This window comes from Sphingomonas ginsenosidivorax (assembly GCF_007995065.1).
In the GTDB taxonomy this organism is placed as follows: domain Bacteria; phylum Pseudomonadota; class Alphaproteobacteria; order Sphingomonadales; family Sphingomonadaceae; genus Sphingomonas; species Sphingomonas ginsenosidivorax.
In genome coordinates this window covers 1,347,675-1,364,882 of record NZ_VOQR01000001.1, presented here as the reverse complement: position 1 = coordinate 1,364,882, position 17,208 = coordinate 1,347,675, and the positions used below count along the sequence as shown (strand labels likewise).

General features: G+C 67.6%; 15 protein-coding genes, 1 tRNA gene and 2 pseudogenes. 5 read left to right on the top strand and 13 right to left on the bottom strand.

The window, feature by feature from the left end; translation table 11 throughout:
• Window positions 1–39 precede the first annotated feature (39 nt).
• The 4 genes from FSB78_RS06090 to FSB78_RS06075 all read right to left on the bottom strand — a co-directional run bounded on the left by FSB78_RS06090 (window position 40) and on the right by FSB78_RS06075 (window position 6,421).
• A complete protein-coding gene (locus tag FSB78_RS06090; RefSeq protein WP_147080867.1) occupies window positions 40–666 on the bottom strand; it encodes an FMN-dependent NADH-azoreductase in 627 nt (208 codons plus the stop codon).
• Window positions 663–2,138: a catalase gene (locus FSB78_RS06085; RefSeq protein WP_147080865.1), complete on the bottom strand. Its 1,476-nt coding sequence runs from the start codon at window positions 2,136–2,138 to the stop codon at window positions 663–665. Before FSB78_RS06085 ends, FSB78_RS06090 begins: the two co-directional genes overlap by 4 nt.
• 149 nt (window positions 2,139–2,287) lie before the next feature.
• Entirely contained in the window at window positions 2,288–3,115 is an 828-nt protein-coding gene (locus FSB78_RS06080; protein WP_199743122.1) for an alpha/beta fold hydrolase, read from the bottom strand.
• Between the two features lie 294 nt (window positions 3,116–3,409).
• Window positions 3,410–6,421, bottom strand: coding sequence for a TonB-dependent receptor (locus FSB78_RS06075; RefSeq protein ID WP_147080861.1), 3,012 nt, complete (start codon window positions 6,419–6,421; stop codon window positions 3,410–3,412).
• Between the two features lie 225 nt (window positions 6,422–6,646).
• Between FSB78_RS06075 and FSB78_RS06070 the strand changes: the two genes are divergently transcribed.
• Window positions 6,647–7,171, top strand: a complete 525-nt coding sequence (locus FSB78_RS06070; protein WP_158637973.1) for an RNA polymerase sigma factor — start codon at window positions 6,647–6,649, stop codon at window positions 7,169–7,171.
• Complete coding sequence (locus FSB78_RS06065; RefSeq protein WP_147080857.1) at window positions 7,168–8,241, top strand: FecR family protein; 1,074 nt, start codon at window positions 7,168–7,170, stop codon at window positions 8,239–8,241. Before FSB78_RS06070 ends, FSB78_RS06065 begins: the two co-directional genes overlap by 4 nt.
• A gap of 6 nt (window positions 8,242–8,247) precedes the next feature.
• Here FSB78_RS06065 and FSB78_RS19725 read toward each other — a convergent pair whose 3' ends face one another.
• From FSB78_RS19725 to FSB78_RS06030, 8 genes and pseudogenes are all read right to left on the bottom strand, one after another.
• On the bottom strand, window positions 8,248–8,811 hold the full coding sequence (locus FSB78_RS19725; RefSeq protein ID WP_422396676.1) for an alpha/beta fold hydrolase: 564 nt from the start codon (window positions 8,809–8,811) through the stop codon (window positions 8,248–8,250).
• Window positions 8,795–8,989 (bottom strand): annotated as a pseudogene (locus FSB78_RS19765) (alpha/beta fold hydrolase); the annotation flags it as partial. The pseudogene FSB78_RS19765 and the gene FSB78_RS19725, both read right to left, overlap by 17 nt.
• Window positions 8,990–9,063: 74 nt before the next feature.
• Window positions 9,064–10,122, bottom strand: coding sequence for a fatty acid desaturase family protein (locus FSB78_RS06055; RefSeq protein ID WP_147080855.1), 1,059 nt, complete (start codon window positions 10,120–10,122; stop codon window positions 9,064–9,066).
• On the bottom strand, window positions 10,119–10,781 hold the full coding sequence (locus FSB78_RS06050; protein ID WP_199743121.1) for a 2-dehydro-3-deoxy-6-phosphogalactonate aldolase: 663 nt from the start codon (window positions 10,779–10,781) through the stop codon (window positions 10,119–10,121). Before FSB78_RS06050 ends, FSB78_RS06055 begins: the two co-directional genes overlap by 4 nt.
• 52 nt (window positions 10,782–10,833) lie before the next feature.
• Window positions 10,834–10,956 carry a DUF2474 domain-containing protein gene (locus FSB78_RS06045; protein ID WP_147080853.1) on the bottom strand — a complete coding sequence of 41 codons (123 nt, stop codon included), beginning with the start codon at window positions 10,954–10,956 and terminating at the stop codon, window positions 10,834–10,836.
• Window positions 10,956–11,957, bottom strand: coding sequence for a cytochrome d ubiquinol oxidase subunit II (gene cydB, locus FSB78_RS06040; protein ID WP_147080851.1), 1,002 nt, complete (start codon window positions 11,955–11,957; stop codon window positions 10,956–10,958). Before cydB ends, FSB78_RS06045 begins: the two co-directional genes overlap by 1 nt.
• A 5-nt stretch (window positions 11,958–11,962) precedes the next feature.
• Window positions 11,963–13,354 (bottom strand): cytochrome ubiquinol oxidase subunit I, encoded by a 1,392-nt coding sequence (locus tag FSB78_RS06035; protein WP_147080849.1) that lies wholly within the window; start codon window positions 13,352–13,354, stop codon window positions 11,963–11,965.
• Between the two features lie 110 nt (window positions 13,355–13,464).
• Complete coding sequence (locus FSB78_RS06030) at window positions 13,465–14,844, bottom strand: aminotransferase-like domain-containing protein (protein ID WP_147080847.1); 1,380 nt, start codon at window positions 14,842–14,844, stop codon at window positions 13,465–13,467.
• 105 nt (window positions 14,845–14,949) lie between these two features.
• Here FSB78_RS06030 and FSB78_RS06025 point away from each other — a divergent pair, with 105 nt between their 5' ends.
• The 3 genes and pseudogenes from FSB78_RS06025 (at window position 14,950) to hemA (ending at window position 16,948) form a co-directional block, all read left to right on the top strand.
• Window positions 14,950–15,408, top strand: a complete 459-nt coding sequence (locus tag FSB78_RS06025) for a DUF983 domain-containing protein (protein WP_147080845.1) — start codon at window positions 14,950–14,952, stop codon at window positions 15,406–15,408.
• Window positions 15,409–15,421: 13 nt separating this feature from the next.
• Complete coding sequence (locus tag FSB78_RS06020; RefSeq protein ID WP_147080843.1) at window positions 15,422–15,721, top strand: hypothetical protein; 300 nt, start codon at window positions 15,422–15,424, stop codon at window positions 15,719–15,721.
• 13 nt (window positions 15,722–15,734) lie between these two features.
• Window positions 15,735–16,948: pseudogene (gene hemA / locus FSB78_RS06015) on the top strand (5-aminolevulinate synthase).
• A 113-nt stretch (window positions 16,949–17,061) separates the two neighbouring features.
• Here the strand turns inward: hemA and FSB78_RS06010 are convergent.
• Window positions 17,062–17,138, bottom strand: a tRNA-Pro gene (locus FSB78_RS06010).
• Between the last annotated feature and the right edge of the window lie 70 nt (window positions 17,139–17,208).

The following is a 17,208-nucleotide window of genomic DNA, read 5'->3' as shown; positions in this document are numbered from 1 at the left end:
AAATCAATGTCGGCGGGCCCGAGAGCCCGCCGTCCGTGCTCAGATCGCTGCCAGTTCGATCGCTGCAGCCTTGCCGGCCGCGATCGACGCCGCTTCGGCTTCGGTGCCGAACAGCAGTTGCTCGAGCGTGATCGTCCGGACATCGGTGATGCCGATGAACTTCAGCCAGGTGAGCATATAGGCTTTCTGGTAATCGAACTCGGACTCCGGCGTATCCGTGCCGGTCGCGTAGTTCGTGCCGCGCGTGGCGATGACGAGCGCCTTGCCCGTCGCCATGCCGCTGAACCCCGTCTCGTCGAACCGGAAGAGATAGTCCTTCTGGGTCACCAGATCGATGAAATGCTTCAGGCGGTAGGGGATCCCGAAATTCCACATCGGAACGCTGATCACCAGTTCGTCGGCGCGGATGATCCGGTCGACCAGCGGCGACAAGGTGTCCCAGGCGTTCTGCTGTTCCGCGGTCAGCGGCGTCCCGGTGATCCCGGAATATTTGGCGCTGATGGCGTCGATGCCGAAATGCGGCAGATCCTCTTTCCAGACGTCGAGCCGGTCCACTACGATGGTGGGCTCCGCTTGGAGCCGAGCGTCGATATAGGTCGTCGCGACGGCGGTCGATGCCGACAAGGCGCCCCTGGGGGAGCCGATCAGGTGCAGCAGCGTGGTCATTGGTCGGTCTCCGGTGGGATGGCGGACAGGCGGTCGAGCGCCGCACGGACGCCGGCGCCATAGGCCGGGTCGGCCCTGGTGCAGTTTGCGACGTGGCGCTGTTGGACGGGGATGGTGGCGCCACCGACGGACCGTGCCGTGTTGTCGAACAGGACCTGTTGCTGGGCGGCGCTCATCATCCTGAACAGATTGCCCGGCTGCTCGTAATGGTCGTCGTCGACCCGGTGATCCCAGTGCGCCGCCGCACCGTCGATCTGCACCGGCGGCTCGCCCAGGTCCGGCCGATCGATCCATTCGCCGCGGCTGTTCGGGAAATAGCTGGTCGCGCCGCCCATGTTGCCGTCGGTCCGCATCTGCCCGTCGCGGTGGTAGCTGTGGACCGGGCACTGGGCGGCGTTGACGGGTATGTGGTTGAAGTTGACGCCGAGCCGATAACGCTGGGCGTCTGCATAGGCGAACAGGCGGGCCTGCAACATCTTGTCCGGCGAGTATCCGATGCCGGGCACGATGTTTGCGGGCGAGAAGGCTGCCTGCTCGGTGTCGGCGAAGAAGTTCTCGACGTTGCGGTCGAGCTCCATCACGCCCACCTCGATCAGCGGGAATTCGGCATGCGGCCAGACCTTGCTCAGGTCGAACGGATTGAAGCGGTGCGTGCGCGCCTCCGCGCCGGTCATAACCTGGATGAACAACGTCCAGCGGGGAAACAGTCCCGCCTCGATGCTGTCGTACAGATCGCGGGTATGGCTTTCGCGGTCGCGACCGATCAGGTCCTGCGCCTCCGCGTCGGTGAGCGTCTCGATACCCTGCTGCGTCTTGAACGTGAATTTGACGAAGGTCCGCTCGTTCGCCGCGTCGATGAAGCTGTAGGTATGGCTGCCGAAGCCGTGCATGTGGCGGAAGCTGCGCGGAATGCCGCGCTCGCTCATCACGATGGTGACCTGGTGCAGCGCCTCGGGCAGCAGCGTCCAGAAGTCCCAATTGCTGTCGGCATCGCGCATGCCGGTGCGCGGGTCGCGCTTGATCGCGTGGTTGAGGTCGGGGAATCGAAGCGGATCGCGCAGGAAGAAGACCGGCGTGTTGTTGCCGACCAGGTCCCAGTTGCCCTCCTCGGTATAGAATTTCAGCGCGAAGCCGCGGATGTCGCGCTCCGCATCGGCCGCGCCGCGTTCGCCGGCGACCGTCGAGAAGCGCGCGAACATCGGCGTACGCTTGCCCACGGCGGAGAACAGCTTGGCCCGGGTGTAGCGGGTGATGTCGTGCGTCACCGTGAAGTGTCCGTGCGCGCCTGCACCCTTCGCGTGCATGCGCCGCTCCGGGATCACCTCGCGGTTGAAGTGCGCGAGTTTCTCGAGCAGCCACACGTCCTGCAGCAACGCCGGTCCGCGCGGCCCCGCGGTCTGGATGTTCATGTTGTCGAGTACGGGCGTGCCCGTCGCATGCGTCAGGTAGGCCGGCGTATCGGGACGGGTCATGGTTCGTCTTCCTTTCTGGTCATCGACGCGGCCGGGCACGCCAGATCAATCGGCACGACGGTGCCTTGGCGGCACGCCGGTTGCGCGCCGCCCTGTGTCGCAAGCTGGGGGCTGACGGCCCGGCGGATCGTCCCGCCGGGCCGTGCGGCTCAGCCGCGGATGAACGTGAGGATGTCGGCGTTGATCACGTCGGCATGGGTCGTCGCCATGCCGTGCGGGAACCCGGGATAGGTCTTGAGCGTGCCGTGCTTGAGCAGTTTGACGGCGAGCCGCGAGGTGGTGCCGATCGGCGCGACCTGGTCATCCTCGCCGTGCATGACGAGCACGGGCTGCTGGATGGCTTTCAGGTCGGCGGTGAAGTCGGTCTCGGTGAACACCGCGATGCAGTCGACCTGTGCCTTGATGTCGCCCGCCATCGCCTGACGCACCCAGTTGGCGATGACCCCCTTCGAGACGGCCGCGCCGGGACGGTTGAAGCCGTAGAACGGGCCAGCGGCGAAATCCTCGTAGAATTGCGCGCGATTGGCGATGACGCCCGCGCGGATGCCGGCGATTGCTTCTGGCGGCACGCCGTTCGGATTGGTCGGCGACTTGCCGAGCACCGGCGGGATGGCGCCGATCGTCACGGCCTTTGCGACGCGGCCGCCGCTGCCGTATTTCGCGACATAGCGGATCGCCTCGCCGCCACCGGTCGAATGGCCGATGTGCACGGCGTCGCGCAAACCGAGATGCGCCGTCACCGCGGCGACGTCGGCGGCATAGGTGTCCATGTCGTTGCCCGTCGATGCCGGGCTCGAGCGGCCGTGACCGCGGCGGTCGTGCGCGACGACGCGGAAGCCCTTCTCCGAGAAGAACATCATCTGCGCGTCCCAGTCGTCGCCGCTGAGCGGCCAGCCGTGATGGAACACGATCGGCTGACCCGTGCCCCATTCCTTGTAGAAGATCTGCGTGCCGTCCTTGACTGTGATCGTGCTCATGGTCTTGTCTCCGGTGAAGTTGGTGAGGGTTTGCGCGGCCGATGCGGCAGGCTGAGCCAAGGCAATCCCGGTGACGGTGGCAGCACCGAGCAGGACCTTCCGACGCGAGACGGCCAAAGCGTTCGTGGCGTCCCGGTTCGAGTTCGGACCATCGGAGAGTATCGGGTTCATCGCGGCGATCCTGTTCAGGGGCAGGGCGCCATCCGACCACCCTCGCTGATCTGAACGCAGGTGCAGCAAAAACCCTCACCGGGATCGCCGACCTTTCGACATCCGTCGGCGAGCGCGGTCATTTCAATAGCGGGCGACGAGCGACAGTTCGAAGCGGCGCAACCGCGGGTCGCCAAAGAGGCTGTAATTCGCCGTATCGGGGGCAACGATGATCGGCGGCGCATGGTCGAACAGGTTCTGGATGCCGAAACGGAGATCGACACTGACGATGCCCAGCGGTGCGCGGGATAAGGTGAAGCGGCGCGCCGCGAACGCATCGACGTAGATCTGGGCGGGGATCCGGGACCCGCCCTGGAGCAGCACGGCCTGTCCCGCGGTCGCCGCGTCATCGGTGCTCATCGCAGCGCGGTACCCGTGGAAATAGGTCGCGATGAACCCCAGGTCGAGCGGCCCGGCCTGCCAGTCGATCCCGCCATTCGCGCGCCACGCCAACGGACCGTCCGCATAGCCCGCCGAGTTGACCGGCGCGCGATCCGGCGCCGATTTGCGCGTCAGGCGCGGTTGCCGGCTTGCGGCACCATAGACGTGGAAATCGCCCAGCCTTTCGGTCGGAACCCGGTAGTCGAGCTGGACATCGACGGCTTCGACCGTGGTTCGGCCGACGTTGAAACTGGTCGTGTCGATGGCCGTGACGACCCCGGCGGCATAGCCCTTGGCCCGGTCCGCGTCGGTCAGCGGGGCGCGGATGACGCGACCGGGGAACCGCGCTTCGTTGAGAAGGAAGTAGTCCGGCTCGTCGGGGTGGAACGCGACGATCTCGTTACGCTTCTGGATCCGGGTATAGTCGACCGACAGGCGAAGCTTCGGAAGAACAGCGGGCGTCAGCACGATCCCCGCGGAGTGGCTGCGTGCCCGTTCGGACAGCAGGCGGGTGGATCCTCCGCTGACCAGGCTGGCGCTGTGCTCGCTGCCGACCCTCGTTCCGCCGCGCAACGGGTCGGCGACGATCTCGGAACTCGTTCCCAGATACCGGGTGGCCAAGCCGATCTGCGTGATGGTCGGCGGTAGGAACCCCGATGCCGTGCTGGCCCGCAGCATCACGCCTTCGGCCGGGAAAAATCGCAGGCCCGCCGTGTAGGCCGTGGCGTGGGTGACATTGTCCGGCGTCGTCCAGGATCGGGTCGCGCGATTGATATCATGGCGAAGCGCCAGCTGGACTTCCAGGCCGCGCAACCCCGCCGGCCCCGTCACGCGGTCGACCAACGGCGCCCGCACTTCGCCGTGGATCGATCGCGCGCCGATGCTGAACGTCGGCCTGGGGCCCAGACCGAAGACGTTCGTGATCTGCAGCGACGCTGGAGGATAGTGTTCGTGGCGATCCTCGGCCATCAGCGAGAGCGACAGCGGGCCGCCGCCGAGCGAGGCGATCGGCCCGGCAAGGTGAAGCGTGAGATCGCCGAAATCGGTCCGTCGCGATGTCAGCGTGGTGCTTTCGCGCCCCAGCGGGATGATCGAGGCGAGAAAGTCGGCCTGGCCGGCGAGCGGCGCGCCGGACAGGCTTACGGCGCCGATGCTCAGGCCGGTGCTCGATGTCCTGGTCGTGGCCCGCGCGAGACCATAGTCCGCATTGGCCTTCCACCCGTGCGGCAGGCCCAGGATGAGCCCCGCGGTCAACCGCGCGGCCCTGTCGTGAAAGCGGTTCACGCCGCCATAGCCGGGTAACGGCCGCGAGACCTGGATCGCCTGCTGGAAGGGATTGCCCGGCGCTTCGCCGGCAAGCGTGAACACGCGCGGTTCCCGGGGCACGATCGTTCGCCCCGTGGTCTCCAGATACAGGAGGTCGCCGTAAACCTCCAGGCTTTCGCCGATCTCCTGGCGGACATTGGCGAGCAGGAAAGCGGACCGGAGGCGTGAGAGCAGGCTGCGCTCGGTGCCACCGATGTCCGCCGCCAGCGAGGAATCGAGGCGCCCCGCATTGGCCTGGTAGAGAGCACCGCCGTCCGTAGCGACGCCCCCATAATCGACGGGAACGCTCGTCGTCGTCGCCCCGATGCTGGCACCGCCATGGGCCGCATCGAACGCCAGGGGTGCGCCGCTCACGCTCACGATATTGACCGATCCGCTGGCGGGCGGGACGGCTGCAAACCCGGCCGGGTCGCGCTGTTGCTGGAGCGCCCGCGCGCGCGCGGTGAATGGCCTGTCGCCAGCGCGCAGGTCCGCGCCCCAGGTTCGGCTGGCGGCGGCCATGACTTGCGTCCGGCCGTCTTCCGACGACAGGCCGACCCGTCCGTCGAGGCGCCTGGTCGCGGCATCGCCGCGGGCGCTGAGGCCGCTCGTCAGACCGAACTCCGCGCCGTGATAATTGCGCTTGAGGACCAGGTTGATCACGCCCGCGGTCGCGCCCGGACCGTAAATCCCGCCGGCGGTGGAGTTGAGCACCTCGACCCGCTCGATCGCGCTCAGCGCGATGGCGCCCAGGCTCGGCTGGAAAACATCGACGAGGATCGACGCTTCTCCCGGCAAACGGCGACCGTCCACCAGCAGCAGCGTCTGGCCTGAACCCAGGCCGCGCAGGTCGGCGTCGGACCGGACCCCGCTGACCATCTGCATCGCGGTGCCGATCTGCGCGTTGCTGGTCACGCGGTTGCGCAGGAAGTCGTCGACCGAGGCGGAATGGGACTGCTCGATGTCCTGGCTCGTCCATACCATGTAGGGCTGGATATCGTCCTGACTGCGACGGATATCGGTATTCTGCGTTTTCCGGCCCACGACGAGGATATCGGGGATCGCCACCGCTTCGCTCTCGTCGGGGGCCCGGACCGACGCCAGGACGACATAGGTGCCGTCGTCGGAGCGACGATAGGTCAGTCCCGATCCGGCAAGCAGCTGCGAGAGCGCCTCCTGAAGGGTGTAGCGACCCTGCAGCTTTGGCGCGGCGCGTGTTGCCCCGGCGGGCGCCGCGAGGACCAGCGCGATCCCGGCCTGCCGCGCGACGTCGAGCAGCGCCGCGGCCAGGCTCTGGTTCCTGATCGATAGGCGAACGACGCGGCCCGGCGGCGCGCCCGCGGCGTTCGCCGGGGTCGGGATGGCCAGGCACAGCCCGAGAATGACCGCCGAAAGGTTCTTCCCCCGCACCTGAGACGGAATGACAGCTTATGCGCGGAGATGCGCAACAAATCTGAAGTTTGCGCTCCAGGGGCAGTCGAGGCTCCCGGTTTGGTTCCGCCGCGATGGCCAGAATGAGGATTTCGGGTGAAGCTGCGTTCTACTTGAGGAACGCTCCCTCTGCCTTGGTCCAGCGCTTGCGCCCATGGGGAACGAGGAATGGAACCCTGAATGAATTCGGCTAACGATGCGGCCATGAGCGAGGACGACATCGCTGCTCGTAACGACGCGTTCACGCGGCACGCAGCGGCAATGCGCAATCCGTTGAACGCGTACTTCCGCAGGCGCGTCCGCGAAGCCAGCGACGTCGAGGATCTCGTCCAGGAGGTCTTCCTGCGACTGACGGTGCGCGGCGCGCCCGCCCATCTCGACGGGGCGAGCGGATACATCTTCCAGACCGCCGCCAGCGTGCTGGCCGACCGCCACCGGCGACGCACCGTCCGTCACGCCGACGACCACGTCGCACACGACCCCGAGGCGCACGGCGAAAACGATTTCGACCCGCACCGGATAATGGCAGGAAAGCAGGCACTTCACGCGGCCGCCGCGGCTCTCCTCACGATGTCGGAAAGAACCAGAACGATCTTCCTGCTCAAGCGGCTCGACGGGCTCCGCCACCAGGCCATCGCGAACCAGCTCGGGATCTCCGTAAGCGCCGTCGAGAAGCATATCGTCCGCGCCATGGAGCATCTCATGGCCTACGCAGGAGAGGGCAGATGACGGGTAACGCTTGGTCGCTGGCCGCCTTGCGGACGCTGACTCCGGCCGAGGCGGCGGCACGCTGGATCGCCACCGAGGATCGTGATCCGTCGCTCTTCGCGCAATGGCTCGCCGACAGCGAGGACAATCGCGAGGCTTGGCGCAAGGCGCAGATGGTCTGGGGCATCTTCGACGAGGCCGAGGGCGATGCGATGATCGCCGCGATGGCACGGGCCGCGCGCCAGGCGGGCCCGGATGCGCCATCGGACGCCATCCTCGAACCCGCCAACGATCGCACATGGCGCCTGCACCTCGCGGCCGCCGCGGCGGTCCTCGTCGTCGCGATCTCGCTCGTGTTCGCCCTGCAGAGCCGTTGGCAGGTCGGTCGTGCGCCGAGCGTGATCGCGGCGACGGACCGCGGCGATCCGCTCGCGCGGTTCGGCAAGCCCGATTACACGACGGGCGCCGGCCAGATGTCGATGATCGAACTTTCCGACGGCACGCGCGTGACCCTGGCACCAGACAGCGCGTTGGACCTCGCCTATGGCGACGGGCGCCGCGATCTGAGACTGTTGCAGGGGCGGGCCTATTTCGACGTCGCGCACGACACTGCGCGGCCGTTCACGGTCGAGGCGGCCAACAGGCGGGTGACGGCGCTCGGTACCCGCTTCGAGGTCGACATGATGCCCGGAGGCCTGCGGGTGGTGCTGGCGCAGGGCAGCGTATCGGTCTCGCGCGCGCCCGGCGGCAAGATGGACCAGCCCGTGATGCAGTTGCGCCCCGGGCAGGCCTTCGTTGCGGTCGGCAACACGCCGGGCACGGTGAGCACGACGAATGTCGAGCGCGACCTCGCCTGGCACGAAGGCTTCCTGTCGTTCGACGACCGGCCGCTTCCGGAAGTCATCGAGCGGCTCAATCGCTCGACGCGGGCGCAGATAGTCATCCGCGATCCAAAGGTGGCTGCGATGCGGGTCACCGCGCAGTTCCGGACGGGAAACGTCGAACGGTTCGGGCGCGCCCTCGCACTCGCCCTGCCGGTCCGCGTCGTCGCGCGCGGAGCCGATCGCTACGAGATCGTGCGCAGCCGCTGAACGCGGTCACCGGCGTTCCACCGCCAGCGGACCGGTGCGGGTGACGGAGGGTTCGGCGAGGAAAGCAGCGGCAATCCCGTTGAAGGCGACGGGATCCTCGAGATACGGCAAATGGCCGCATCGGGTCATTCCGACGATGACGCTGGCTCGGAGCCGTTGGTTCAGATCGTGGGCGCAATAGGCCGGAACGAAGCCGTCCCTCTCCCCTCGGACGATCAGCACCGGGCACGCGATCTGCGCGAGTTCGGGACCTTGTTCGTAGGCGACCAACTCGGTGAAGAGGCGACGGATGTGAGCGGGGTCGATCGTCGCCAGCGACCGCATGAAGCCGCGGACGATCGCGGGACGATCCGAGACGCCCATCCGCTCGAGCAGTTGCTGCGCCCACTCCGTCACCCCGCCCGGTTCGCCAAGCAGGTCGTAGAGCGCGAGGCGACTGGCCCTGTCCTCCGGCTCGAGATGCACGAACGCGTTGACCACGATCATCCGCTCGACGCGCGCCGGCCGCCGGGACGCGAGGGCTAGTCCGGCGCGGGCCCTTGGACAGGCCGCACAAGGCGGCGGATTCAATATCCAGGTGATTGAGCAGCGCCTCGATGACCTGCCAATAGTCCGCGAAACGGACCCCTCGGCCCGACGACCGGCCGTGCCCCGGGAAATCCAGCGACAGCACGAGATGGTCGCGCCGCAACACCGTTCGTTGCGGCAGCCAGTTGTTCGCGTTGCCGCCGAGACCATGCAGCAGCACCAGCGGCGGCCCCGCGCCCTCGGCCACGAAATGGATCGTCTCGCCCTTCCACCGGAAGTCCGTGATCGGCGCGCTCACGCCGCCGATCCGCCCGCGGCACGGACGAGCCGGATCAACGCCGACGCCAGTCCCGGATGATCGGCACGCTCGAACCCCGCGCCGGGCGGAAGGGCAGACGTCAATCGCCGATGCGCTTCGCCGAGCCGGTGATAGGGGATGCCGGGCAGCAGGTGATGCAGGGCGTGATAGCGCAAGCCGACGGGCGCCCACAGCGCGGGCAGCCACCCCGGGGGCGGCACGTTCACGCTGTCGAGATACTGTCCGGTCACGCTGAGCGGCTCGCCGTCGCTTTCCCACAGATGCGCCGCCAGGGTCCGGACCTGGTTGAGCACGGCCATCCCCGACAGGACTGCGGCGCCGGTCAGCACGACGCGGAGCGGGATCAGGCCGGCGATCGCACCGGCAAGGATGGCGATCGCCCATGCGCTGGCCGCGCTTTCGAGCAACAGCCAGCGCCGGCGTTGCGGCCCTCGCGGAGGCTCGCGCCGGAAAGCAGGATTGATCGCCAGCGCGGAGAAGCGTTCGACCAGTATCCGACGCAGCGGCGGCACGATCGCGGACACTGGCGCCAGCAGTGCAAATCGAACCATCAACAGCACCGGCGCGAAGCCGGCCATGATCACCGACACGGGCAGCGTCCAGGGCGACATCGCCGCCAGCCGCAGATATTCGGGATCCTCCGCCGTCCCGTAGCGCGTGCGGGCATGGTGGAGGTTGTGCACGCCATCATAGAGGAAGGACGGGGTGAGCAGCGGAATGCCGATCGCCAGGTTCCACGCCAGCGCGAAGCCCGGAACGGCACCGCTCTTGAGATGGCAGAGTTCGTGGATGAAGCTTTCCGCGCGGTAGAGCGCCAGGATCGAGACGCCACCGGCGAGCAGCCTGATCCAGACCGCGACGTCGCTGCACGCCAGCGCCAAAGCGAGATAGCCGAGCCCCGCAGACAACGACAGGTCGAGCCAGAAGACCGCCGGTCGCGGCGCGCCGAGCGTGAGCGTGAGGCGCGCGGCGAGACGCACCAGGGACTCCTCGCGGGCTGCCTGTCCGGCCCGATCGTCCTGGACCGTGCTCATCGCCGCCGTGCACCGTTCCAGGCATTGACGAAGGCGTCCGCGCGCTGCCGCGTGTCGGCGAGCGACGCTCCGGGCGCATACAGGGCCGAGCCGAGACCGAAGCCCGATGCCCCGGCCGCGATATGGGCTTCCATCGTCGCCGGCTCGATCCCGCCCGTCGGACACAGGAGCGCGTCGCCCATCACCGTCCGCCATGCGCGCACCGTCGATGGCGCCAGAGTGTCCGCGGGAAACATCTTCAGGCCATCGGCGCCGGCATCGAGCGCCGCGAACGCCTCGGTCGGCGTCGCGACTCCGGGGAGGGCGTGGAGCGCCAGCGCCTTGGCGGCGCGGATCAGGGCGACGTCACCGTGCGGCGTGACCATGAGGCGCCCTCCGCAATCGACGAGCTGGCGCAGCTGCGCGATCGTACGGACCGTCCCCGCGCCGACGATGATCGCCGGACCGACCCTTTTGACGAGCCGCGCGATGCTCGCAAACGCGTCGGGCGATGTCAGGGGAACCTCGATCAGGCGAAAGCCGGCCTCGACGAGAAGGTCGCCGATGGCGTCGATCTCGGCGGGCGTGATGCCGCGCAGGATCGCGACCAGCGGCAACGCCTCCATCGCCGCGCCGAATGCGGTCGCACCGTCGCCAAGGGCGTTGGGAGTGGTCGTCATGGGAGATCCGATCTGCTGGTGAGCGGGGTGATGGCGGCGTGACGCGGGACGATCATGCGTGGAGCCAGGACCGGATGACGAGCGACACCGCGCCCAGTGCCAGCACGCTGCCCAGCCAGATCAGCATCATCCATGCGACCCGTCGCCAGCGGGGAAGGGGGTGTTGACCGGGCATCAGTGATAGCCCGCCACGCCTGCCTTGCCGCGGAACACCCAATAGGCCCAGGCGGTGTAGCCGATGATGAGCGGGATGATCGCGACCGTGCCGACGAGCAGGAAAATCAGGCTGCCCTCCGGCGCGGCTGCGTCCCAGATCGTGACCGCGCGGGGCACGACATAGGGGAACATGCTGATCCCGAGGCCGGCAAATCCCAGGGCGAACAGCGCCAGCGTCAGCACGAAGGGCGCCCGCTCGTCCCCGCGTGCGAGACTGCGGAAGAACAGCGCCGCCGTCACGATCACCAGCACTGGCACCTGCGCGGTCAGCAACACGCCGGGAAAGGCGAACCAGCGGCGCCAATAGTCGAACGCCAACAACGGCGTCGCCGCGCTGACCGCAGCCATCATGACCAGCATCGCGATCCCTAACTGGAACGCCATCCGCCGCGCATGCGCCTGCGCCGCGCCGCCGGTCTTGCCGATCAGCCAGGACGCGCCGAGCAGGGCGTAGCCGGTAAGCAGCGCAACGCCGGTCAGCACGCTGAACGGCGTCAGCCAGTCCAGCCACCCGCCGCCATAGCCACGCCCGACGACGTGTATGCCCTGAAGCAACGCCCCCAGCATCATCCCCTGCGCCAACGTCGCCACCACCGACCCTGCACAGAAGGCGATATCCCATACGGCGCGATGCCGCGGATCGCGCCAGCGGAACTCGAACGCCACGCCGCGGAAGACGAGGCCGAGCAGCATCGCGATGACGAGCGGATAGGTTGCCGGGAGGATGATCGCATAGGCCAGGGGGAAGGCCGCCATCAGTCCTCCGCCGCCGAGCACGAGCCACGTCTCGTTCCCGTCCCACACCGGCGCGATCGAGTTCATCGCCTGGTCGCGCTCGTCCCCGATCGCGAAGCCCGGGAAAAGGATGCCGATGCCGAGGTCGAAGCCGTCCATGACGACATAGGCGAATATGGAGAAGGCCAGGATGGCGGCCCAGATCGTGGCGAGGTCGAAGGTCATCGTCGTCACTCCAGGCCGGCGGCGGGGACGAGCCCGGCCGCCCGTTGCGGAATGTGGGCCGGCTCGCTCTCATGGGCGTGCGGAGCGTGCGCCATCAGCCTGAGCAGGTAATAGGTTCCGGCGCCGAAGACCGCGAAATAGACGATCACGAAGGCGAGCAGCGACGTCGCGACGGCGGGCGCCGCGAGCGGCGAGCGCGACTGCGCGGTGAGCAGGAAGCCGTAGACGGTGTAGGGCTGCCGCCCGACCTCGGTCGTGACCCAGCCGGCCAGGACCGCGACGAAGCCGGTCGGCCCCATCGTCAACGCCGCACGGTGCAGCCACCGCGCGTCGTACAGTCGACGACGCAGGCGTGCCCAAAGCCCCCACGCGGCCATCCCCAGCATCGCCACCCCGAGCCCGACCATGAGGCGGAACGACCAGAAGACGATCGGCACCGGCGGCCATTCCGAGCGCGGATAGTCCTTGAGGCCGGGGAGCGGCGCGTCGGGCGCATGTTTCAGGATGAGCGAGCCGAGCTTGGGGATCTCGACCTTGTAGTGGACCGCGGCATCCTTCTGGCTGGGGATCCCGAACAGGATCAGCGGCGCGCCATCAGGGCTGGCCTCGAAATCGCCCTCCATCGCCAGGATCTTGGGCGTCTGATGCTCGAGCGTGTTCAGCCCGTGCATGTCGCCCGCGAAAATCTGCAGCGGCGCGGCGAGCGCGATCATGCCCATCGCCATCGAGAACATCGTGCGGGCGCCGGGGTTGGTCCGGTCGCGCAGCAAGTGCCACGCCCCGACCGCGGCGACCACCAGCGAGGTCGTCAGATAGGCGGCGATCACGACGTGCACCAACCGATACGGGAAGCTCGGATTGAAGATGATCGGGAGCCATGAGCCCGCGGGCATGAACTGCCCCTTGCCGTTGATCACGAACCCCGCCGGCGTATGCATCCAGCTGTTGGCCGCGGTGATCCAGGTCGCCGAGATCAGCGTCCCGAGTGCGACCATGCAGGTCGCGAAGAAGTGCAGCCCCTTGCCGACCTTGCTGATCCCGAACAGCATGACCCCCAGGAAGCCGGCCTCGAGGAAGAAGGCCGTCAGCACCTCGTACGCCATCAGCGGTCCGACGATCGGCCCGGCCTTGTCGGAGAACACCGCCCAGTTCGTCCCGAACTGATAGGACATGACGATACCCGAAACGACGCCCATCCCGAACGTCACCGCGAAGATCTTAAGCCAGTAGCGATACAGGTTGGCGTAGACGCCTTTCCCCGTCTTCAGCCAGAGCCCCTCGAGCACCATCAGGTAGCTCGCCAGCCCGATCGAGAAGGCGGGAAAGACGAAATGGAACGAGATAGTGAAGGCGAACTGCGCGCGCGCCAGCGTCAGCGCATCGAAGCCGAAATCCATTGACGGTCCTCCGGCCAGTCGGAAGCGCCGGGAGACGCTTCTTGTATGGCCTTGCTCGGCGCTTTGCGCTCAATCAGGAAGCCATACAATAGGACAGTTTGTCTCGCTTCTCAGATGTTGGTTGCCCGGCGCCCCGGCGAATGCGCGATCAGGGCGTCCAGCAAACCCAGCGTCCGCTTCAGGCGATCACGCGACAGCCCCCCACCGATCGATACGCGCAGGGCGGGCGGGACGTGCGAAGGATCGACCGCGAAGGCTTCGGCCGGAGCGACCGAGAGGCCGGCCGGCCGGAGCGCGTTGACGATGTCCGCGACCGAAGCCTCGGGCTGGAGCGGTACCCAGAGATGGTAGCCGTCGGGCTGGGACGCATAGGGCACCTCCGCCAGTATCTGCGCGGCGAGCGCCTGGCGGGCTTGTGCTTCGGCACGGACCTCGCCGACGAGCGCCGCGAAGGCACCATCGCGCAGCCAGAGGCTGACGAGCGCCGCGTTGAGCGGCGGCGCCATCACGGCCGTCTCGTGCAGGTCGGCCGCGAGCCGCCAGGCCTGGCGGGTCGAGGGGGCGAGCACCCAGGCGACACGCAAACCCGGCGAGATGATCTTCGATACGCTGGCGATATGCCATGTCCGGTCGGGTGCGAGCGTCGCGATCGAGGGGAGCGGGGACCCGGCGAGTTGGCCATAGGCGTCGTCCTCGATCACGATCAGCCCGTGTCGTTCGGCGACGGCGGCGATCGCGCGCCGGCGATCGCCGCCCATCGTCGCCGTCGTTGGGTTGTCGTTTTCCGGGACGATATAGACCGCCTTGGCGCCCGCTTGCGCCGCGCGTTCGAGCGCCTCGGGCAGGATCCCTTCGCCATCGCTCGCGACCGGCGCCAGGGTCAGGCCGTAGCGCCGCGCCAGGGACAGAAAACCGGGATAGGCGAACGCGCCCGCGCAGACGGTGTCGCCGCGCGTCAGGGTCGCGCTGATGATCGCATGCAGCGCGTTCTGCCCGCCGCTGGTGATCAGAACCCTGTCCTCGGACGCATCGATGCCACGCTGCCGCAGCGCCGCCGCCGCGGCGACGCGATCGGCGGTGGCACCGCCGCTCGGCTGATACTGCAGCGCCGCCAGGCCATGCGGCTGTGCCAGCAACGCGGCCATGCCGTCCCGCATCCGGCGGGCCAGCGAGCTGCCTTCGGGCTCGGGCGGCAGGTTCATACCGGTATCGACCGGCGTCGCCTCGGGGACCGGCGTCGGTTCGGCGGCGCCGCTGACGAAGCTGCCGCGCCGTCCGCCCCCCTTGATCAGCCCGGCATGCCGGACCTCGTTATACGCCTTGGTGACCGTCGTCAGGTCGATCGACAACTGCTCGGCGAGGACGCGCTGGGGCGGCAGCCGGTCGCCCGGACGAAGCACGCCGCGCGCGATGTCGCGGGAGAGCGCGGCTGCAATCGCTGAATATTTCGGGCCCGGCAGGTCAGTGAGGTCGGGAGTCCAGTATTGCATGGTTTAACCTTGACATTGCATGGTTATAATAACCATACGTAAACGTAGCATCGCATCCGGCTTTATGCGGCTGGTTCGGGCGGTGGACAACCCCGGAGTCGTACGATGCCCGATACCGATACCGCCGTCGCCACGCCGCCCCTGATCTATCCGGGAGTGAATTCTTTGAAGGCGGGTCTGCGTGGCCGCTGCCCGCGATGTGGCAAAGGGGCGCTGTTCGACGGGTTCCTGAACCTGCGGCGCGAATGCCCTGCCTGCGGGCTCAGCTACGCGTTCGCCGACCCCGCCGATGGTCCCGCCTTCATCGTGATCTGCTTCGGTTGCGTTCCAGCGGTGTCCCTCGCGCTCGGCCTGCAGATCGCATTCTCGCCGCCATTCTGGGTTCACCTGCTGATCAGCCTGCCCTTCGCGGTGATAACCTCGATCGCTCCGCTGCGCCCCTTGAAGGGCTGGTTCATCGCGTCGCAATATTTCAACAAGGCGCGCGAGGGACGTCTGGTGGGCACATGGCATCCCTATGGCCCCGACCAGCCGGGCGTATCCCAGCCCGCGCACCCGTGGTGAGGCGGCGGTGGACATGCTCGACCGCGCCCGCGTCGCCGCTGCGCATCATCTGGGCCATCGCGGCTACGCCGCTGAGGCTGATGCGATCCGCAAGGGCCTGGGCGACGATTTCGCGGAGGTCCGCATCGCGCTGCAGATACTCGCCGGAGAGGACGATCGCTTCGCCCGGCTCGAACGCGCGCTCGCGACATATGCGGCGGCATCCTTCTGGGCCTACGACGTGTCCGGCCTGACCGCAGCGGACCTCGACGAGGGAGACTTGGCGCGCCACGCGCTTGCCGGGACGGCGCCGCCGGGTCGGTATCACGAGTAGATCGGACAGCATCATGGATCCTTTCCCCCATTTCGAAGCGCTCCTGGCCGAAACCAAGCTCGACGGGCGCTATCGAACCTTCGTGCAACTCGAACGGATCGTCGGCTCCTTTCCAAGGCACTCTGGCACGGCCCCGATGGGGCCGAGGAAGTGACCGTCTGGTGCAGCAACGACTATCTGGGCATGGGCCAGGACCCGGCGGTGCTGGCCGCGATGCACGAAACCATCGCCTCGTCCGGGGCCGGGGCGGGGGGCACGCGCAACATCTCGGGCACCAACCGTCACCATGTCGCGCTCGAGGCGGAGCTGGCAGCCCTGCACGACAAGGACGCCGCGCTGATCTTTACCTCGGGCTGGATATCGAACCTTGCCAGCCTCGGCGCCTTGGGAAAGCTGCTGCCGGGCTGCGCCATATTCTCCGATGCGCTGAACCACAATTCGATGATCGAGGGGATCCGGCGTTCCGGCGCCGAGCGCTTCATCTTCAAGCACAACGACGTCGCCGATCTCGATCGGCAGCTCAAATCGGTCGCGTCCGATCGCCCCAAGATCATCGCGTTCGAAAGCGTCTATTCGATGGACGGCGACATCGCGCCCATCGCCGCGATCTGTGACCTCGCCGACCGATATGGCGCGCTGACCTATCTCGACGAGGTCCATGCCGTCGGCATGTACGGTGCGACGGGCGGCGGGATCGCGCAGCGTGACGGCGTCGGCGACCGGATCACCCTGATCGAAGGGACGCTGGCCAAGGCGTTCGGTGTCATGGGTGGCTATGTGGCGGGGCCGGCGCTGTTGATCGACGTGATCCGCAGTTTCGCGGACAGCTTCATCTTCACCACCTCGCTCTGTCCTCATCTCGCCGCCGGCGCCCTTGCCGCGATCCGGCAGTTGAAGGCCGATCCGACCCTGCGCGAACGCCAGCAGGTGAACGCGGCGCGGCTCAAGGATTTGCTGCGCGTGGCCGGCTTCACGCTCAGCGATACGCAGAGCCACCTCGTCCCGGTCCTCGTCGGGGATGCCCATCTCTGTCGGGCGATGAGTGAATATCTGCTCGAACGGCACCGGATCTACGTGCAGCCGATCAACTACCCGACTGTCGCGGTCGGTCAGGAACGGCTGCGGATCACGCCGACGCCGGCCCATTGCGAGGAGGACATCCGGGCGCTGGTCACGGCCTTGGTCGAGGCGCGGACGCACTGTTCGGAAATGGCGCGCGCTGCTTAGGATGGCGGAAGCTCGTCGGGGACGTGCTGGTAGAAGCCTCTGAGGGGCGCGGAACACCGTTCGGCATCTGGCCCGACCACAGGCGAATCAGCGTTTTTGCTGTGCTGAATAGATGGTCGGGGAGACAGGATTCGAACCTGCGACCCCCTGGTCCCAAACCAGGTGCGCTACCAGCCTGCGCCACTCCCCGACGACCGAGCGGTTAGGCCGGGTGGGCGCGATGTGCAAGCGTGTTGGTCGATGGTCGCGCAAAGACGCGG

What these genes read in the sequence shown, in the direction of transcription:
- FSB78_RS06050 (WP_199743121.1), bottom strand. Translation starts at nt 10,781, where the DNA reads ATGACGACCACTCCCAACGCCCTTGGCGACGGTGCGACCGCATTCGGC.
- cydB (WP_147080851.1), bottom strand. Translation starts at nt 11,957, where the DNA reads ATGACCTTCGACCTCGCCACGATCTGGGCCGCCATCCTGGCCTTCTCC.
- FSB78_RS06090 (WP_147080867.1), bottom strand. Translation starts at nt 666, where the DNA reads ATGACCACGCTGCTGCACCTGATCGGCTCCCCCAGGGGCGCCTTGTCG.
- FSB78_RS06025 (WP_147080845.1), top strand. Translation starts at nt 14,950, where the DNA reads ATGCCCGATACCGATACCGCCGTCGCCACGCCGCCCCTGATCTATCCG.
- FSB78_RS06065 (WP_147080857.1), top strand. Translation starts at nt 7,168, where the DNA reads ATGACGGGTAACGCTTGGTCGCTGGCCGCCTTGCGGACGCTGACTCCG.
- FSB78_RS06020 (WP_147080843.1), top strand. Translation starts at nt 15,422, where the DNA reads ATGCTCGACCGCGCCCGCGTCGCCGCTGCGCATCATCTGGGCCATCGC.
- FSB78_RS06030 (WP_147080847.1), bottom strand. Translation starts at nt 14,844, where the DNA reads ATGCAATACTGGACTCCCGACCTCACTGACCTGCCGGGCCCGAAATAT.
- FSB78_RS06045 (WP_147080853.1), bottom strand. Translation starts at nt 10,956, where the DNA reads ATGCCCGGTCAACACCCCCTTCCCCGCTGGCGACGGGTCGCATGGATG.
- FSB78_RS06070 (WP_158637973.1), top strand. Translation starts at nt 6,647, where the DNA reads ATGAGCGAGGACGACATCGCTGCTCGTAACGACGCGTTCACGCGGCAC.
- FSB78_RS06080 (WP_199743122.1), bottom strand. Translation starts at nt 3,115, where the DNA reads ATGAGCACGATCACAGTCAAGGACGGCACGCAGATCTTCTACAAGGAA.
- FSB78_RS06035 (WP_147080849.1), bottom strand. Translation starts at nt 13,354, where the DNA reads ATGGATTTCGGCTTCGATGCGCTGACGCTGGCGCGCGCGCAGTTCGCC.
- FSB78_RS06085 (WP_147080865.1), bottom strand. Translation starts at nt 2,138, where the DNA reads ATGACCCGTCCCGATACGCCGGCCTACCTGACGCATGCGACGGGCACG.
- FSB78_RS06055 (WP_147080855.1), bottom strand. Translation starts at nt 10,122, where the DNA reads ATGAGCACGGTCCAGGACGATCGGGCCGGACAGGCAGCCCGCGAGGAG.